The 17,679-nt window shown below is 73.5% G+C and carries 14 protein-coding genes; 9 read left to right on the top strand and 5 right to left on the bottom strand.

Annotated elements, in window-relative coordinates:
- Nucleotides 1-61: 61 nt before the first annotated feature.
- The 6 genes from O7546_RS17805 (at nt 62) to O7546_RS17830 (ending at nt 4,171) form a co-directional block, all read left to right on the top strand.
- Nucleotides 62-385, top strand: coding sequence for a YrhB family protein (locus O7546_RS17805; protein WP_194802781.1), 324 nt, complete (start codon nt 62-64; stop codon nt 383-385).
- A 59-nt stretch (nt 386-444) separates the two neighbouring features.
- A complete protein-coding gene (locus tag O7546_RS17810; RefSeq protein WP_194802780.1) occupies nt 445-810 on the top strand; it encodes a hypothetical protein in 366 nt (121 codons plus the stop codon).
- The gene (locus O7546_RS17815) at nt 807-1,307 is read left to right on the top strand and encodes a type VII secretion system-associated protein (protein ID WP_281599550.1); all 501 of its coding nucleotides are present in this window, start codon (nt 807-809) and stop codon (nt 1,305-1,307) included. Before O7546_RS17810 ends, O7546_RS17815 begins: the two co-directional genes overlap by 4 nt.
- On the top strand, nt 1,304-2,221 hold the full coding sequence (locus O7546_RS17820; RefSeq protein WP_281599552.1) for a hypothetical protein: 918 nt from the start codon (nt 1,304-1,306) through the stop codon (nt 2,219-2,221). The genes O7546_RS17815 and O7546_RS17820 overlap by 4 nt, the downstream gene beginning before the upstream one ends.
- A 121-nt stretch (nt 2,222-2,342) precedes the next feature.
- Complete coding sequence (locus O7546_RS17825) at nt 2,343-3,275, top strand: hypothetical protein (protein ID WP_194802777.1); 933 nt, start codon at nt 2,343-2,345, stop codon at nt 3,273-3,275.
- On the top strand, nt 3,272-4,171 hold the full coding sequence (locus O7546_RS17830; protein ID WP_269697222.1) for a GlcNAc-transferase family protein: 900 nt from the start codon (nt 3,272-3,274) through the stop codon (nt 4,169-4,171). The genes O7546_RS17825 and O7546_RS17830 overlap by 4 nt, the downstream gene beginning before the upstream one ends.
- A 13-nt stretch (nt 4,172-4,184) precedes the next feature.
- On the opposite strand, the gene O7546_RS17835 is transcribed toward O7546_RS17830, so the two are convergent.
- The 3 genes from O7546_RS17835 to O7546_RS17845 all read right to left on the bottom strand — a co-directional run bounded on the left by O7546_RS17835 (nt 4,185) and on the right by O7546_RS17845 (nt 7,459).
- A complete protein-coding gene (locus tag O7546_RS17835; RefSeq protein WP_281599555.1) occupies nt 4,185-6,326 on the bottom strand; it encodes a S8 family serine peptidase in 2,142 nt (713 codons plus the stop codon).
- Between the two features lie 258 nt (nt 6,327-6,584).
- A complete protein-coding gene (locus O7546_RS17840) occupies nt 6,585-7,016 on the bottom strand; it encodes a hypothetical protein (protein WP_194802774.1) in 432 nt (143 codons plus the stop codon).
- Nucleotides 7,017-7,057: 41 nt separating this feature from the next.
- Nucleotides 7,058-7,459, bottom strand: coding sequence for a hypothetical protein (locus O7546_RS17845; RefSeq protein ID WP_194802773.1), 402 nt, complete (start codon nt 7,457-7,459; stop codon nt 7,058-7,060).
- Nucleotides 7,460-7,968: 509 nt separating this feature from the next.
- On the opposite strand from O7546_RS17845, the gene O7546_RS17850 reads away from it, so the two are divergent.
- Entirely contained in the window at nt 7,969-10,656 is a 2,688-nt protein-coding gene (locus O7546_RS17850) for a CHAT domain-containing protein (RefSeq protein ID WP_281599558.1), read from the top strand.
- A 28-nt stretch (nt 10,657-10,684) separates the two neighbouring features.
- On the opposite strand, the gene O7546_RS17855 is transcribed toward O7546_RS17850, so the two are convergent.
- Nucleotides 10,685-11,956, bottom strand: a complete 1,272-nt coding sequence (locus O7546_RS17855) for an NAD(P)/FAD-dependent oxidoreductase (RefSeq protein ID WP_269697224.1) — start codon at nt 11,954-11,956, stop codon at nt 10,685-10,687.
- A gap of 87 nt (nt 11,957-12,043) precedes the next feature.
- On the opposite strand from O7546_RS17855, the gene O7546_RS17860 reads away from it, so the two are divergent.
- Entirely contained in the window at nt 12,044-12,673 is a 630-nt protein-coding gene (locus O7546_RS17860) for a TetR family transcriptional regulator (protein WP_194802770.1), read from the top strand.
- Nucleotides 12,674-12,708: 35 nt separating this feature from the next.
- Here the strand turns inward: O7546_RS17860 and O7546_RS17865 are convergent, their stop codons facing one another.
- A complete protein-coding gene (locus tag O7546_RS17865; protein WP_194802769.1) occupies nt 12,709-14,742 on the bottom strand; it encodes a hypothetical protein in 2,034 nt (677 codons plus the stop codon).
- Nucleotides 14,743-14,907: 165 nt separating this feature from the next.
- Here O7546_RS17865 and O7546_RS17870 point away from each other — a divergent pair, with 165 nt between their 5' ends.
- A complete protein-coding gene (locus tag O7546_RS17870) occupies nt 14,908-17,667 on the top strand; it encodes a matrixin family metalloprotease (protein ID WP_281599561.1) in 2,760 nt (919 codons plus the stop codon).
- Nucleotides 17,668-17,679 lie beyond the last annotated feature (12 nt).

Consider the following 17,679-nt stretch of genomic DNA (forward strand, 5'->3'; position numbering starts at 1 on the left):
GGCCGTCACGGCGGCCGGGGCGGGCACCGTCCGACCACCATCGACAGACAAGGACTACCCGATGAACGCCGACGACGCCCGCAACCGGGCGCAGGCCGCGCTGCGCGGGCTGGAGAACCCGGAGCAGCCGCTGACGCTGCTCGCCCCGGACGCCCCGGCCGAGTACGAGTGGTGCTGGGTGTACCCGTTCAACACGGTCCGGGCCACCGAGACCGGCAGCATTCTGGACGCGCTCGCGGTGGGACCGCTGGTCGTACCGAAGAACGGCGCCGAGCCGTGGGTGGCGCCGTCCGGTCCGCCGCTGGAGCGCTGGCTCAACGAGTACGCCGCGCGGGAAGGGCTGCCGGCGGTGCCGGTCCCGGCCGCACCGGACCCGTTCGCCTGAGCCCCGGACGGACGGCCCGCCGTGACCCTCGCGGCGGGCCGCCGCCACCTGGAGGAACCATGACCGACAGCGCCGAGCCGCTCGGCGTGCTGCTGCGCCGGATGATGCGCGGTGACGCCACGATCGAGCAGGTGCAGTCCGCGCTGCGCGTCGCCCGGCTCGACCTCGCGATGAACGGCGACGGTCGTCCGCTCGTCGTCCGTTCCTTCGACGACGAGCCGTGCGTGGCGGTGGCGACCACGGCCGAGGAGCGCGCGCGTACCTTCGCGCCCGAGTGGCGCCGGGTCGAGGCGGTCGAGCTGGCCGAACTGCTGCCGGACGGCATCGACGTCCTGGTCGACCCGGACGGCACCGAGCCGGTACGGCTGGCCGCCGCGCTCGTCTGGCACGCGCTCCGGTACGCGGACGAGGACACCGGCGGATGAGCGACGACGAGTTCGTGTTTTTGCTCGACCCGGAGTGGCCGGCAGGCGACGACGAGCCGCCGTTCGAGGCGGTCCTCGGGGTGTGGCAGGTCGGCGAGGACGGCGAGGTGGGCGAGTTCCGGGGCAACCCGGACTACCGCCGGCACTTCCCGGACTCCCCCACCGACCCGCTCGACGCCGTGCTGCGCCTGATCGCGGCCGCCGGTGCGGTGCGGCCGGCACACCTGCGGGCGGTGCTACGCGCGTCCACCCTGCACCTGGCGGTGAACGGCGACGGGCGGCCGCTCGTCGTCCACGCCCCGGACGACGAGCGGTGCGTGGTGGTCGCGACCGGCGAACCCCACCGGGAACCGGTGCCCGCGCCCGGGTGGCGGCTGCTCGACCTGGCGGGACTGGCCGCCGTGGCCGGTGACCGTGACGTGCTCGTCAACCCCGGCGGCCCGGCGCCCGCCCGGCTGGCCGCCGCGTTCCTGCGCGAGACGGCGGCGACGCGATGAGCACCGGCCTTCTGCACCTGTTCTGCCTGCGCGCCGCCGGCCGGATCCCGGACGACGACCTCGCCGGCCTGCGTACCCTGCTCGCCCGTGGCGACCACGGCGCCTGCGCGGCCGGGTTGCTGGGCGCGTTCCCGCAGTCCGCGGCGGAGATCACGGCGCTCGCCAGGCTGCTGCCCCCGCAGACGCCGCTGCCCGGCCCGGCGGCGGACGAGGAGGTGGACGCCGATCCGGTGGCCGTGTTCGTCCCGTTCCCGCCGGTCGACCTGCCGCTGTACGCGACGGCCGGGCCACCGGTGGTGGACGAGACCGCCGGCGGCACCGTGGACGGCCTCGACCTGGTGCTGCTCGACGTGCTGGACCCGGTCCGCACCACCGGGGTGTGGCGCTGCTGGCGGATCACCCGGGAGCCGGACGGCACCGTCGACGCCGTGCGCGTCTACCTGGTCGAAGCCACGGTGCCCGACGACGAGCTGCCCGCCGTCGCCGACCGGGCACAGCGGGCGCTCTCCGACGCCGGGCACGACGCGCCGGTCGAGGTGTACCGGCCCGATCTGCCGCTGCCCGCGTACCAGTGGACGGCCCGGTCCCGGTCCGCGCTGATCTGGGCCCCGCAGCCGCCCGGCGAGGTACGCCTGGCCGCCGGCGGGGACGCCCGGCTGCCGGTCGACGACGACGAGGTCGCCGCGTTCGTCACCCACCTGCGGTCGGCGCCCGCCCTGACCGCGCACCTGCGCACCGACGGCGCCTGGGTCTGGCCGGCCGACGTGGCCGACCGGCTGCTCGACGAGGGCGCGATGGCCGACGAGGGCCTGCTGCGGCACCTGCGGCGCTGCCGGGCCGACCCACCGGAACCGGCCGGCGCGGTCGCCGTCCACCGGGCGCTCGCCGCCCTGGTACGCGCGGGCGCGCTCTGACCGGATGCACGAACGGCCCCGGTCGCGGTGTTTCTCGGGCACGAGCCCGCGCGCGGCCCGGCGCTCCCGGCTGCCGCCGTGGTCGAATGCGCCCGCCGACGAGGACGCGAGGAGGCCGGGAATGACGGAGCAGGACGAGCTGCACACCGCGCTGCTGCACCTCGGCGGCCGGGTGCCGGACGCCACGCTCGCCGAGGCGCGGCTCCGGCTCGCCGACACCGGCACGGTGTGCCTTCCCGAGCCGCCCGGACCTGTCGACCTGCCGTTCACGTTCGCGTCGGCCGTACCGAATCCGCGTGTCTTCGGCGGGCGGGTGCCGCCGCCGGCCGACCTCACCGGCCGCGACGGCCTGATGGACGACACCGACCGGGTCGCGGTCGCGGCGGTCCGGCAGCAGCCCGGCGCGGTGGCGCTGTGGCGCGGATGGCGGATCGCCCCGGAGTGGGCCGCCGCGGCGATCCCGCCCGCGCCGGTGTACGTGCTGGAGACCGCCGGCCCGCAGGCCGCGACGGCGGCGACAGTGATGCGGGCGCTGGCCGGGGCCGGGATCTCGGCGCCGCTGGTCGAGGTGTACCGCCCCGGCGACAAGCTCCCGGCGTACGCGGCCGCGGCCCGCCGGTCCGGCGCGCTGCTCTGGGCCGACCGGGACACCGAACCCTTGCGGATCGCCCGCGTCTTCGACGAGGTGGACGACGACGGCGCGCGCTTCGCGCCGGACCGGGAGCGGTTGTCCGGCACCGACCTCGCACGCGCGGCGGCGTACCTGGAGGCGGGCACGCCGGTGCTCGCCACCACCGCACGCGGGCCCGACGTGGTGGAGCCCGCACGCGGCCTGGTCGTGCCGATGACCTACCGCACCGACGGGCGCTGGCTCTGGCCCGAGTCCGTCGCCTACTACCTCCAGGCGTACGGGCTGGCGCCCGAGCCGAACCTGCTGGCCCACATCCGGTCGCGCGGCGACCTGCTGCCGGCCACCGACCCCGCCGACGAGCACCGCGCGCTGGCGCTGCTGTTCCAGTCGTACGCCCTCGTCCCGGCGGAGGCCCACGCGTGACCATCTTCGTGGCGATCGCGTCGTACCGGGACCGGGAACTGGTGCCGACGGTGCTGGACTGCCTGGCCAAGGCCGCGCACCCGGAGGACGTCCGCATCGCGGTGTGCTGGCAGCACCTCGGCGACGAGGACATCTCCGCCATCCGGGGCCTGCCGCAGGTGGACGTGCAGGAGTACGACGCCCGGGACAGCCGCGGCGCCTGCTGGGCTCGGGACAGGACGTTCCAGCAGTACCGCGGCGAGGACTGGCTGTTGCAGGTGGACAGCCACACCCGGTTCGCGCCGGACTGGGACGTGCGGATGATCCGGATGGCGCGGGAGACCGGAGCGGCGAAGCCGGTCCTGACCGCGTACCCGCCGAGCTACGAGCCCGATCAGGAGTTCACCGGCGCGGGCGCGCCCGCCGAGATCGTCGTCAGCGACTGGACGAACGTCGGCGTACCGGTCTTCGGTCAGCGCCTGATCGAGGGGGCCGCGCCCGGCGTACCGCCCAAGCCGGCGCTGTTCCTGGCCGCCGGGTTCCTCTTCGCACCCGGGTCGTTCGTCACCGAGGTCCCCTACGACCCGGGCATCTACTTCCACGGCGAGGAGATCACCCTGGCTCTGCGCGCCTTCACGTGGGGCTACGACCTGTTCCACCCCACCGAGGTGCTGACCTGGCACTACTACATCCGGCAGGACAGGCCGCGGCACTGGAGCGACCACGTCGAGGCCGACTGGGCCCGCTACGAGGAGCTGAGCCGCCGCCGGGTGCTCTACATGCTGCACACGCCGCCGGTGGACCGGCTCGGCATCGGGCCGGTACGCACCCTGGAGGAGTTCGTGGCGCACACCGGCTGCAACTTCACCCGGCGCACGTGGACCGACATGCTGGCCCAGGAACTGGTGGTGCTCTGACCGGCCGGTCTGGTCAGGTGCCCCGCGCCGGTTCCTGGGCGCCGCTCGACCAGCGGGTCTCGGCGATGGCGGTGGCGAGCCGCGCCAGCTCCGGATACTGCCGCGCGTACGACGCCACGTGCTCGGCCAGCTCGTACTGGGACTGCCACCGGACCTTCCCGGCCCGCACCAGCGCCCGGTCCAGCGCGAGCGGGTCGCCGCGCAGGTGACGCCGGACGTCCACCAGGACACCGGTGAGCGACTGTTCCTGCTCGTCGGTGCCGGGCAGCGCCGTCACCATCGCCGGCAGCGCGGCGACCGTCTCGTCGTCCATGCCCGGCACCAGGCCGATGAGCGCCTTCTCGCGCGCCTCCGGCCGGGTCTCCGCCAGGTACGCCATCCCCGCCTCGTCGGCGGCCAGGTGACGCAGCGCAGGGTCGCGGCTCAGCTCCGCCACCGCCGCCGTCACGGCCGGCCCGGTGTCGCCCGGAACGGTGTCCTCGGGGGCGGGGTCAGCCGGCACGGCGCCGGCGGTCGACCCGGTGTCGGCGGGCCCGGTGTACTCGGCAGCGGCGACAATCGGCCGGGCGGATGCCGGGGCGGCGTAGGCCCGGTCGGGGCCGGCCTGCTCGGCGAGCGCCGCCTCGGGGACTGCTGGATCCACACGGGTCACGGGGGGTTCCACCGGGACCGCGCCTGCGGACCCGGCAGTCGTGGCGCCCGGTGCCGCCGCGGATGATCCGGCATCGTCGCCCGCTCCCGCCCGGCGGCGCGCGCGCAGGCCCAGCAGGACGGCGGCGAGCGCCGCCAGCCCCGCGAGCGCCAGCAACGCCGCCCGGCGGCCGATCCCAGCCGTGGAGCCGGACGCCTGCTCGGCCGCCTGCGCCCGGGGCGCCTCCTCGGGCAGCACGGCGGTGACGGAGGCGGTCAGGTCGATCTCCGGCGCGACGCCGCCGGTGGTCTTCGCCGTCCTCAGCACCCGGTTGCGGACCTGCGCCGGGTCGAGGTCCGGGTACGCCGACCGGATCAGCGCCGCCTGCCCCGCCACGTACGCGACTGCGTGGTGCGTGCCGGAGCCGGTCACCGGCCGGGTGCCGGTGATGCCGAGGCTCGTCACGTCGACGGCCGGCGCGACCACGTCCACGCCCCCGGACCGGTAGCTGCCGGTGGTACCCCCGTCCGGCCCGATCCCGCCCACGCGCAGCACCGCCTCGTGCAGCGGCACGTCCGGATCCGCCGGCTCCTGCTCGCCGGCGGCGCCGACCACGACCACCACGCCCGCGTCGACCGCCTCGTTGACGGCGGTCACCACCTCGGCCTGCCCGAGGTCCACCTGCGGCCCGAGCGCGATGACGGAGGCGCCGGAGCCGACCGCCGCCCGGATGCCCGCCGCGCTGGCCGCGGCCGAGGCGCCGGCAGTCCTGCCCGCCACCCGGACCGGCATGACCGCCGCGTCGGGCGCGACGCCGGCCACCGCCGACCCCTTCACCGGCTGCGCCACGATCAGCCCGGCCATCGCCGTACCGGTGCCCAGACAGTCGGTGTCACCGCGGGCGCCGCCGGTCGCCCGGTCGACGCCCGTCGTCACCCGGCCGGCGAGCGGGGCCAGGCCGCCGGCGACACCGGAGTCGACGACTGCCACGAGCTGGTCCCGGCCCCGGCTGTGCGCCCACGCCCGGTCGGCGGCGACGCGCGGACCGGCCCACGATGACGTGGCGCGCGACGTCGCGACGGTGCGGCACCCCTTCGGCGGGCGGGCGACCGCGTCACCGTCGGCGGTGCGCTGCCTTTCGTCCGGCGTGGACGTGCCCGGCGCCGACTTAGGGGCCGGCGGGACGCCCTGGCGGACCTCGCTGCCGTACGCGTCCCACGGCAGCACGAGCACCCACCCGGCCCGGAGCCGAACACCGTCGGTGAGGGTGCCGCCGTCCGGCTGGATCCGCCCGCTGTTGAGCGCGAACAGTTCCGCCGCCCGCGCGCCGTCCCCGAGGAACCGCTCCGCGATCTCGGTGAGGTTCTCCGGCTCGCCCTGGTGGGCCGTCTCGACGGTGTAGAACTTGACCGGCTCACCGCCGGGGCGGGCCGCCGACGCCGGGAGGGGCGTCAGCGCGAGCACCGCCGACGCGACGACGGCGGCGAGCGCGGCCCGGGCGGCTGCCCGTACGGACCGGGTCACCCGCGACCACCTCGGGTGCCGGTCACGGGAGTGGCCCCGGACGCTGCGTGGTGCCGCGGACGCCGGGCGCCCGAACCATCCGTCATCGATCCACTCTTGAACCCGGTCGAGAAGACTGTCCATACCAGACGGGCAGGCTAGCATCGCGGGTCCCGATGCACGGCGGTGGTGCACCAGCCGGGTGCTCCGGTCGAGTAGGCGCTCATTCGCGGAGGGCCTACAGCCCTCCGCGAATGAGCGGGACCTACCGCTCCGGTGTCACCGTCCTACGCTGCCCGTCGCCCCCGTGCTCTCCGCATCGGCCAGCAGCCGCCCGATCACGGTCTTCCGCCGGTTTACGACACCGGCGAAGTTCACCAGGATCCCCAGGTACTCGACCGTTCTCGACGCCCACATCTCCACCCGGCAACCCCCGCCCGGGTGTGGTTCGATGTCGATCGACATCGTGATACCACCCCGCATCCCACGTCGCCGCATATTGATCATTCCCGGACCGCTCGTGCCGGTCCACAGCACGCTGCGGGGGCCGCCGAACGCCTCTCGTACGACCTCGACCGCCTGGGCGGGATCGCACGTCGTGTCGACGACCGTGGTAGCGACGGCCTTCCGCGTCTCGATGAACTGCCACACGAAGAAGCCGATCAGTGCGGCCACGATGCCGAAGCAGACTAGACCTTCCACGGTTTTCATTTCCTCCTTGCGATCGGATGACGTCGTCGCCGACTACGGATTCAGCCGCGCTGTGCGCGGATCTGCTGGAGCCGTTGCTGCTCGTAACCGGTGAGCAGGAAGACCGGAAGCCCTCGGGAGGCCTTGAAGGCGATGCCCGCGTCGATCAGCGGCAACGCCGCGGGAATCGTCAGCGCGTCCCCGCTGAACATCTCCCAGACGAGCCGGGCCGCACCGAAGGTCGCGAAACCGCCCTCGTCGTCGGCGACGAGATCGCCCAGGGCGGCCAGGAAGCCCTCCCGGTCGCTGGTCGCGTACTCGTACAGCGATCCGAAGCGGTCCCACATGCCGCTGTCGTCGATGCCGCTGCCGTGCACGTCGAACGAGTACCGGCCGAAGAGATCGAGCCACCGCACCATGTCGTCCGGAAACGGCGAGCTGGGCGGTCGTCGGAAGAATGCCATGCCCGGTGCTGACGGACAGCTGTCCGTCAGCAGACCGATGAGGACCGGCAGTCGGTGCCGGCGACGCGAAGAGGACGGTTGCCGCGTTGGTTCGACGCCCGCCACGTACCTCCTACGGATACCTGGCGCCACCCGAGGCGGAGGTACGAGGTTGGGAGTGCCGCAACGACGGCTGCGGGACCGGTGACACACCGGCGCCCCGGTCGTGGCCGCACCCGTGTCCGTTGTGCGGAAGGGCGACCGACCCCACCTTCGAGGAGCCGTGGGCGCACGAGGCCAGGGGACATCGGATCAGGCACGACCTGAACGGCTCGGACGACACCCAACGGTGGACGGCCGAGGTCGAGCGGCATGTCTGGGCGTACAAGGACGCGCACCTACGAGGTGACCCGGCCGCCGCCCGCCGGGCGTGGCTGGCGCACCGTCAGGCCCGGCCGCCGCGCTGGCAGAGCACCGAGGGCTTCAACCGCACGTTGTGGAGTCTGCACGAGCTGGTCCTGGTCGCCAGCGTGTTCGACGACCTCGACCTCGCGATACATGACCTGCTGAGCCTTCATCCGTTCATCGACACCCGGAACGTGGACGAGGACAACAGCACGCGGACGGCGGCTCGCGGCTACGTATCCATGTGCCTGACGGTGTTGAAGCGCGAATCCTCGCTCGGCCACCCGCAGGAGAACGCACTGCTCACCGCGCTACGCGACGTCGCGGACCGCATCTCCGGCGTCCTGATGAACGACCATCACCGCGACCTTCGGCGCATCGCCGAGATGCGGGCACTGCACGACACTCGTGCCGCTCTCGAACGGAACAGGTCATCGGCCTCCGCACTCGTGGAGGGCATGCCGCCCGTCCTGGCACCGCGTGTCTTCCGCTCGAGGCACGCGACAACGGGAGACACGGCGCACCTCGCCGCCGAAGCCCTGACCGACGAGAACCACGTCCTCGCTGTCGCCGAAGCAGCCATTGCCACGGCGGAGACCCACGGCGACACCGCGCCGCTCGATCAGTTGATCGACCGGCTCGACCTCGCCGGTTCCAGCACCGGTCTCGTACGTCTGCTGCGGGGCCGACGCAACGTACTGACCGGGGACCTCGATGCGGCAGTCGCGGAACTGACGATCGGCGCGCAGGCCGAGGACAGGCTCTCCCGGGCATTGCGGCCACAGATCCTCGCCACGCTCGGACTGGTCGTGGCGGGCTGCCGTCCGCATCGACTCGACGAGGGCATCGGATGGTGCCGGTCAGGCCGCGCCGCCGGCTTGCGTCCGTGGCGCCGTACCACTGCCGCAGACACCGCTCTGGCCAGACTGCTGCTGCGGCGGGCCCTGTCGTCCGCGGCTCCGTCCGCCGACGGCGACATACGCGAAGCGGTGCGCCTGATCAATGGCCGGCGCCGCCCCTGGCACCACCCTGACGCCGACGATCGCCAACTGCTCCAAGAGGCGTTGTCCGCCCTGGACGCGCTGGCCGACACTACGAAGGACGAGCACCGGCACCGGGCGTGGCGCGAGTCCATGCATGTCTCCGGGACCATTGCGGCGCGGGCCCGCCTGGCGGTGGCATGGGCGGAGTGGGCTGTCGGCACCGGTGATCCCGAGTACGCCGCCGAGGCGTACCAGCACCTGGTGGATCTGGCCTCCCAGGACGCTGTCACGCGGTACGGCGCACGCGCGAAGCAACGGGTCCTCGCCGCCGCGCAGGAGTACGCCGAGGAGGCCGGATACTGGCTGGCCCGCACCGGACGCTACCGGGAGGCGGTGCTCGCGCTGGAGACCGGCCGGGCGGTGGGACTGACCGAGGTGATCGGCCGGGACGACGCGGCGGTGCTCCAGCGCCTCCGAGCGGCCGGCCGGGCGGAGCTCGCGGAGGAGTACACGCATGCCGTCGAGGACTTCGACGATCGCACGCGTCTCTCGTCCCCCGATCTACGGCAGTCGTGGTCGCACCTCCGTGACGTCGCCGGGCGCGTCGCGGCGGTGACCGGAGCAGACCCGCTCGCCCTTTTCGCCGACTACGACACCATCGCCGCCGAGACCGACGACGGCGCCTTGGTCTACCTCGGCGCCGCGAAGGCCGGCGGGTACGCGCTCGTGGTCGCCGCACGGCACGACCCGCAGTACGTCGACCTCCCCAAACTGGACCGCGCCACGGTCGCCGAACTGGTCCGCAACGTGGCCGCCGGGGACGGGACGGCATTCGGGCGCACCGTCGCTCGGCGGACGAGCCCACTCCTGCCCGGGCTCCGCGACATCGAACCGCTCGAAGCCAGAAGCGTCGACCGGACGGCCGGGGCGCTTCGCACGCTCTGGGAGGCAGGGCTGAGGGACGTCGTCCTGTGGAGCGCGAGGGGAGAGGTGGTCACGCTGGTGCCCGTCGGCCTCCTCAGCCTCCTGCCGCTGCATGCCGCCGGCGTGCCCGGCATCACTGGTGACGAGGACACCGAGTGGCGTCACGTCGGACAGTTCTCCGCGATCCGGTACGCGCCGAACGTCCGGAGCTTACGACGATGCCGCAGCACGGTCCGACAACTCGCCGGCCCGGAGCAGACACTGCTCGCCATCGACGTGCCCGACGGGCACGGCACGAGCGCAGGCGAACACCTTCGGTATGTGGGCCGGGAGACCGCCGAGATCACCCGCAATTGGAACGGCAGACCGACATGGCCACGGCACGGCTGCACGTGGGCGGAGTTCCACGCCGCAGCTGACGAACACACCGTGTGGCACATCGCCTGCCACGGCAGCGTCGACAGTGATTCGATCATGGACAGCAGGCTGTACTTCGCGGACCGGCAGGTCACGCTCCAGGAGCTACGCCGGACCTTGAAGCCGAGCCGCCGCCGTCTGGCGGTCCTGTCCGCCTGCCAGACCAACCGCAGTGGATCAGCCCTGCCCAACGAGGCGGTCGGGCTGCCGTCCGCCTTGATCCAGATCGGGTTCGCCGGGGTGATCGCGACCGCGTGGTCTGTCGACGATCTCGCCACCACATATCTGATGATCATGTTCTATCGCCTGTGGCGCCAGGAGGGTTGCGAGCCCGCGGTCGCGCTCAACCGTGCCCAGCTGTGGCTCCGTACCGCCACGCGGACCGATCTGGCCGCCGTGCTGCCCGATGCCGACCCGGCCGGCGAGGCCGGCGACCGCCCCTACGTCGATCCCAGGTACTGGGCCGCGTTCGCCTACACGGGAGCGTGACCGCGATCCCTCGCACCCGGCGGCGGCATCACCGGCCGAGTTGCGCGGCCATCCGGCGGCGCATCGGTGGCACCGCGCCGGCGAGGCGCATCATCGTGCGGAAGGCGGCCCGGCCGAGGCGGCTGTCCGACCCGGCCTGGCGGGCGTTGCGCAGCGACTGCCGTACCGCGGCGAACCCGTAGTCGAGCATCCGCCGCTCGTAGTCCCGCAGCGCCGACAGCAGCGCGGAGCCACCGGCGGCGACCTCGGTGAGGCGGTGACACAGCAGTTCGGCGTCACGCAGCGCGGTGTTGGCGCCGATGCCGGCCATCGGCGTCATGTTGTGGATGGCGTCGCCGAGCAGCGTCACCGACGTGGTCGGCCAGGCGTCGACCGGCGTGGCGCTGCGGAGCCGCAGGGCGTTCACGGTCAGCGGATCGGAGCCGTCGATCAGGTCCCGCAGGGCCTGCGCCCAGCCGTCGATGCGGGCCAGCACCAGTCGCCGCAGGTCCGCCCCGGTCAGCGACTCGACGTCCGCCGGGAAGGCGGCCGCCACGTCGGAGTAGCCCCAAAGGACGAACGGCGCGGCGTTGTCCAGCAGGAACTCCGCCGGCGCGTCCCGATCCGGTACGACGACCCGCCGGTCCGGATGCCACACGGCGGTGAACAGCGACCCCCGGTCCCGTGGGATCACCAGGTTCGTGTCGTGCGTCAGCGCGCGGGGCAGCGTCGCGCCGTCGAGCCGCCGCTTGCCGGCGATCGCCACGACGCCCGTGTCGATCCGGCGGGCGTGCGGCAGCAACTGCCGGCGTACCCGGGAGTTGGCGCCGTCGGCGCCGATCAGCACGTCGGCGGTGGCGCTGCCGCCGTCGGTGAAGTGCGCGGTGACCCGGCCGTCGGCCGTCGTCTCGTAGTGCGTGAACTCCCGGCCCAGGTGGATCACGTCGTCCAGACCGGACAGCAGCACCTCACGCAGGCTGATCCGGCTGACGCCGTAGTGCCGTTCACCGGGGTCGCCGCTGGGCGCGATCTCGTCGGCGGTGAGGCGGACGAGGTCGGTGAGCTGTTCGGTGGTGAACGCGAAGCCGCCCCCGTCCACCGAGACGGTGTCCAGGAACGCCTGCCAGTTCGCGGCCGGGAGGCAGGCGCGCAGTGCGCGGGCGCCGTCGGGGTTGATGTGGATGCGGTAGCCCTGCAACCAGTCGGTGCGGGCCCGGGTGCGTTCGTGGACGGTCACCGCGACGCCCGCCCGGCGCAGGCCCTGCGCGAGGCACAGGCCGCCGACGCCGCCCCCGATGATCATGACGGTCAGGTTCTCCATGACCCGATGGTCATTCGCGCGAGTCAGTATGTCAACCATCTGATTGAATAAATCAGGCAGACAGGTGACACTGATAGGATCTTCGGCATGTCACGGCGGTCTCCCAGCGGCGATCAGCGCAGACGCGACGCCGAACGCACGCGCGAGCGCATCCTGGACGCGGCGCTCGTCGAGTTCGGCGAATACGGCTTCGCGGGCGCCCGCACCGGCGCGATCGCCGCTCGCGCGGGCGTCAACCAGCAGCTCATCTCCTACTACTTCGCCGGCAAGGAGGGCCTCTACCAGGCCCTCCACCAGCGCTGGCGCAGCACCAGCGGCGCCGCCCGGCCCGACCAGCCGCTGGCCGACGTGGTCGCCGGTTTCGTCCGGCTGGGCGCGACGCAGCGGTCCTGGGCGCGGCTGCTCGTCTGGGAAGGACTGGCCGACGCCGGCACCACCGACGCCGACGACGACGAGAGCGACAGTCAGGCGTACTTCACGGCGATGGTCGACGACGTACGCCGCCGGCAGCGCGAGGGCGAGCTGTCCGCCGACCTGGACCCGGCGTACGTGGTGCTGACGTTCTTCGCGGCGGCGATGGCGCCGACGGTGCTGCCACAGGTCGTCCGCCGGCTGACCGGTCTGGACGCCGGCTCACCCGAGTTCCTCGACGCGTACGCCGCCCAGCTCGGCCGGGTCCTCGGTCACCTCGGCGGGGACACTCCCCCGCCGGACTGACCGGGCGTGCCGCGCGGCACGCCCGGCCGGGCGCGTCACGGACAGGGGCCGTCCGCGCAGACGTCGATCACCTTCCCGGTGAGCAGGAACACCGCCTTCTGCCGCTGGGCCCCGGGCTGGGCGCGCGGGAACTCGTGCGAGTCCTCGCCGTACTCCGGTCCGGCGGGCGCGAGGTTGGTCGGCGGCGGCGCGTACGCGGCACCGCTGTTCCACACCACCATCGCCGAGCCGGCGTACGGGTACCTGCGGATCGGCGCGATGCCCCAGAACGGCCGCACGTCCGGTGACCAGCCGTCGGCGAGCGCCGGGGTGTGCAGCCGGGCGCCGATGGTGCGCGCCTGGACCTCCGCCGCGACGGTCGAGACCTGCTGGTCGGCGAAGGCCACGTGCATCAGCACCCGGTGCGCCGGGGTACGCGGCAGCGGCCGGTCGGTCATGTGCTGGGCGTACCCGTTGGCCTCGGACCGGTCCCACAGCATCTGCAGCAGGCCGAAGACGATCTGCTGGTCGATGCGGTCCGGGTAGTAGCCGTCCAGGACGGTCTGGAACGGGGCGAAGTCGACGCTGCGTTGCAGCAGCGTGGAGTAGTTCATCGCGGGCACGCCGAGCACGGAGCGAGTCCAGTCCTGGGCGATGGCGGTGAGCGCGCCGCCGTTGATGCCGCCCTGGCTGTTGCCGTCGTAGTGCAGCCCGCCGGCCACGTCGATCAGCGGCCGACCGGCGGCGTCGCGGAACGCCGGGTGGGCGGCGAACCCGTTGCGGTGGATCATCGTCCGGCCCAGGAACAGGAAGTTCAGGAAGCTCTGCTGGAGCCGGTCGGCCACCGCGGGGAAGGCACTGAGGTCGGTGAAGGCACCCGCCACGTACGGGACGTCGGCGGCGGCCATCCCGATCCAGCTCGTCGCGCAGAAGGTGAAGTCGTACGTCTGCGACATGGTCTTGACGTTGCCGGCGTTGATCTCGGTCGGCCGGCCCAACAGACCGTGGCCGTAGAGCGAGAGGTGCGCCGGTCTCGTGGCGGACGCGCTGCGCGGAATGTTGCAGACGAAGTCGGCCGCCACCGTCGTGCCGGACGGTGTGGGCAGGGCGCTCGGCGTCGGCGGGGTGCCGTCGCCGCCGGGCGGCCCGTAGTGCAGCCGGGAGCCCGGCCCGCCGTCGCCGGTCAGGTAGGACGGTACGGCGACGGTGCCGGTGACCTGCCGGGCGATCAGCGGGTCCTGCTCGGGCGTGTAGTCGGTGACCTGGGTGACGGTGAACGATGGCGCGCGGCGGCCGAGCGCGGCGAACGCGCCGTCCCGGACCGCCAGCATCCGCCCGGTCAGCCCCTGCCGGCTGGCGACGGTGAAGTCCCAGGCCAGGTAGAGGCTGTGCCGCTTGACGCCGGCCCGGGTCAGGTCGGCGAGGATCCGCTTCATCTGGAGCGCGCGGGGGTCACGCCGGTCCAGGCCGGCACCGGTGACGTACGCGCGGAACGCCTTCGGCGCCGGGATGAGCGCGCCGTCGCCGTCGCGCATGCCGCGCAGGCCGACGACGTACCTCGTGCCCTCGGTCAGCGCGACCGCCGGCCGGATGATCAGCGCCTGCCGGTCCGGGTTGCCGGCGGCGTGCGCGTCCAGTTCGGCCCAGTACGGCGTACGCCGCCCGGTGCGGGCGTCGAGCAGCACGATCGGCGCGTCCGGCGCGAGCGAGCGCGCGACGTCGGTGACCGGCGCGATCCGGGTCCGCGCGGCGTCGAGGCCGGGTACGCGCGCCAGGATCGGCGAGCCGGGGCTGAACCCGTCCTGCCGGTTCCACTCCGCCGGGGCGATCGGCACACCGAGCACGTTGGCGGGCATCGCGGAGGCCGCGAACCGGACCCGCTTGCCGGTCGGCGTGCTGCGGTCCGGCACGGTGAAGTAGTCGTTGGGGAACGGCAGCAGGCAGGCCGCCGGGTCGATCGGGTCGCAGGACCGGTTCCCGGCCGGGGCGGGAGGCGCGGACGGCGCCGCGGCGGCCCCGGAGCCGAACAGCACGGCCGACGCGGTCACCAGCGCGGACACGGCGAGACGGAGCCGTCGGGGTGTGCGCACGCGCGTCTCCTTCGACATCGGACGGTGGTGTTCTTCCTACGCTCGTGAACGGATCTCGGCAAGGCCCCGCACATCGACACTGCCGGATCAACGACGAAGAATCCGCAGGTCAGGCACATAGTCCTACGGTGAGTCGCGAAGCGCTCACGTCCAGTGGAGAACGTCATGACCACTCCCGCCCCCACCCCACCACCTCAGCTCCAGGTCGCCCTCGGCACCCCCGGGGACCCCGGCTCGGTGCACGCCGTCACCGACACCGGCACGGCGTTGCTCGTCGCCCATTACCCCGCGTCCGGCGCCGGCCGGCTGCACGTCCTCGACCCCCGTACCCTCGCCCCGGTCCGCCCGTCCCTGCCGGTCGGCCATGAGCCCCGCGCGGTGGCCTGGCACCCCGGACGCGGGCAGGCGTACGTGATGAACCGGGGGGTGCAGAGCTACAGCGTCTCGCGGTGCGACCTGGCCACCGGGACGGTCACCGACATCCCGATCGGCTTCGGGCTGATCGCGATCGCCGTGGACCCGGTCGCCGACCTGCTGTACGTCGCCGACTGGGCGCACAAACGCCTGCAGGTCATCGAGCTGGCGGACACCACCCGGCGGCGCTTCGTGTCGCTGCCGTCGGCGCCGAACCGCCTCGCGGTGGCCCCGGACGGCACCGTCTACGCGGCGCTGTACGTCAAAGGCCTCGTGCCCGCCGACGACGCGCTCGCCGTGCTGCGCCCGGACGGCACGCTCACCGTGGCGCCGGTCGAGCCCGCCCACCTCCAGCCGGGAGAGCTGGCAGTCGCGCACGACGGGATGATCTACCTCGGTTCGCTCGGCGGCGGCACCGTGCATCCGCTGGTCGGCGTGCACGACCCGGACACCGGCCGGCGGCTCGGCGCGGTGGGGAGCGCGGCCGGCGTCCGCGACCTGGCGGCCGTGCCGGGACTGTCCCGGGCGTGGCTGGCGACAGACAAGGGCGTCCAGCTCGTCGACACCACCAACCCGTACGCGCCGCGCACGCTCGATCCGGTCACCACCGGCCACGGCCCGTACGCGGTGGCGGTCACCGCCGACGGCACGGCGTACGTGGGTGACGTGGCGGACGGCACCGTGTCGCTGATCCGTCCGGACGTGGCGGACCTGCCCCTGGACGCCGTCGCCACGCTGCTCACCGAGGCGGGCTTCGCCCCCGCCGCCGGGCTGGGCACGGCGATCCGGGCGTACCAGACGTTCCACGAGCTGCCGGTGACCGGGCGGCCCGACGCGGTCACCGCCGCCCACCTGACCGCGCCCGGCTGCGGCACCCCGGACCGGCCGGCGGCAGCGAGTTTCGTCCTGGAGGGACACCACTTCCGGCACACGAACCTGACGTACCACCTCGGTGACATGACGATGCCGTACGCCCGCGACGAGTTCACCGACGCGCTGAAGCACGAGCTGATCCAGGTGTCGTTCGACGTGTGGCGCGAGGTGCTGGGCGAGAACTGGTACGGGCCGTTCGAGTTCACCCGCGTCTTCGACCCGGCGCAGGCGGACATCGTCTTCTCCGTCGGCGACGACCCGGTGTTCCACGACACCGGCTGGTTCCGGACCGTCTACGCGGTGACCAAGTGGGGGGCCGCTCCGGGCTGGCCGGACACGGGCGGCCAACTTCCGGTCATCTTCAACCGGAAGATCAACTGGGACGCGCACGGGTACTTCGACGTCGACCTGCACGGGCCCGACTTCCGGCACGTCGCCACGCACGAGATCGGCCACGCGTTCGGGCTCAACCACGGCAAGAGCGGCAACGTGATGCACCGCAACGCGAGCTGGTACCGGGTGCCCAAGTCCGACGACCGCAACGGCCTGTTCGCCATGTACGGGCGGCTGCCGTTCACCGACGGCGTCGGCATCCGGGTGCTGCCCGGCGTGGATCATGTCGCGTACTCCGACTGCGAGCGGCACCTCGTGGTGCACTACCCGTCGGGCGACGGGTGGACGTGGACGCGGCTCACCGCGGACGTGGGCGCGCCCCGGATGGCCCGCGGCAGCGCCCCGTCGCCGTTCTTCGCCCACGACGACGTGCCGTCGTACGTCTACGCCGGGGACGGCGGCCACGTCCACCAGATCTGGTACGACCAGGGCCAGTGGTGGTGGGGTGACCTGACGCAGGACAGCGGCGGCCCGCCCGCCGTGCGGTACGGCCCGCACGCCTACCGCAACGGCGACACCCAGCGGGTCGTCTACAGCGCCACGGACGGCCGGACGATCCGGCTGTCCCAGGCGCCCGGCCAGGGCTGGGTCTGGCAGGACGTGTCGGTGGAGGGCGCGGTCGCGGCCGACGGCACGCCCTACGGGTACGTCGACGGCGTCACCGGCCTCGACGTGATCATCTACCGGGACGCCGAGGAGCACCTGCGGATGCTGTGGGAGGGCCCCGAGGGCTGGGGGCAGATCTCGCTGACCTGGGCCACCCAGGCGGAGAACCCGCTACCGCTGACCATGATGCCGGTCTGGGGCGAACACCGCGCCGGCGAGCGGCACCGGGTCTTCGGCCTCGACCACCGGCAGGACATCCGGATGTACGCCGTCGGCGACGACGGCGCCTGGCACACCCGCTCGCTGACCGCGGAACTCGGCCTGCCCGAGTGCAGCGCGTCGGCGGTGCAGCGGCTGCCCGGCGTGGACGGCGCGCCCGACGGCTGGCTGCTGGTCTTCGCCGACTTCGACGGCGGCCTGTGGGAGCTGACCGGGGACGGTGACGCGTGGCAGGCCGAGCGGGTGCAGATCGACGGGATGCCGCCGGTGGGGCGCAGCGTGCTGTCGGTGTGGCTGGGCGGCGACCGGCTCCAGATCACCTACACGGCCGCGAACGGCAACATCCAGTTGCTGTCTCGTTCGCTCGGCGACCACGACTGGCAGCGCACCAACCTGACCCGGGTGTCCGACGTGGTGTGAGCGGTTCCCGTG

The organism is Micromonospora sp. WMMA1976, assembly GCF_027497335.1.
In the GTDB taxonomy this organism is placed as follows: domain Bacteria; phylum Actinomycetota; class Actinomycetes; order Mycobacteriales; family Micromonosporaceae; genus Micromonospora; species Micromonospora aurantiaca.

Bases quoted from the DNA above. Each gene is read 5' to 3' on its own strand.
- O7546_RS17810 (WP_194802780.1), top strand. From the start codon at position 445: ATGACCGACAGCGCCGAGCCGCTCGGCGTGCTGCTGCGCCGGATGATG.
- O7546_RS17845 (WP_194802773.1), bottom strand. From the start codon at position 7,459: ATGGCATTCTTCCGACGACCGCCCAGCTCGCCGTTTCCGGACGACATG.
- O7546_RS17820 (WP_281599552.1), top strand. From the start codon at position 1,304: ATGAGCACCGGCCTTCTGCACCTGTTCTGCCTGCGCGCCGCCGGCCGG.
- O7546_RS17840 (WP_194802774.1), bottom strand. From the start codon at position 7,016: ATGAAAACCGTGGAAGGTCTAGTCTGCTTCGGCATCGTGGCCGCACTG.
- O7546_RS17860 (WP_194802770.1), top strand. From the start codon at position 12,044: ATGTCACGGCGGTCTCCCAGCGGCGATCAGCGCAGACGCGACGCCGAA.
- O7546_RS17805 (WP_194802781.1), top strand. From the start codon at position 62: ATGAACGCCGACGACGCCCGCAACCGGGCGCAGGCCGCGCTGCGCGGG.
- O7546_RS17815 (WP_281599550.1), top strand. From the start codon at position 807: ATGAGCGACGACGAGTTCGTGTTTTTGCTCGACCCGGAGTGGCCGGCA.
- O7546_RS17870 (WP_281599561.1), top strand. From the start codon at position 14,908: ATGACCACTCCCGCCCCCACCCCACCACCTCAGCTCCAGGTCGCCCTC.
- O7546_RS17855 (WP_269697224.1), bottom strand. From the start codon at position 11,956: ATGGAGAACCTGACCGTCATGATCATCGGGGGCGGCGTCGGCGGCCTG.
- O7546_RS17825 (WP_194802777.1), top strand. From the start codon at position 2,343: ATGACGGAGCAGGACGAGCTGCACACCGCGCTGCTGCACCTCGGCGGC.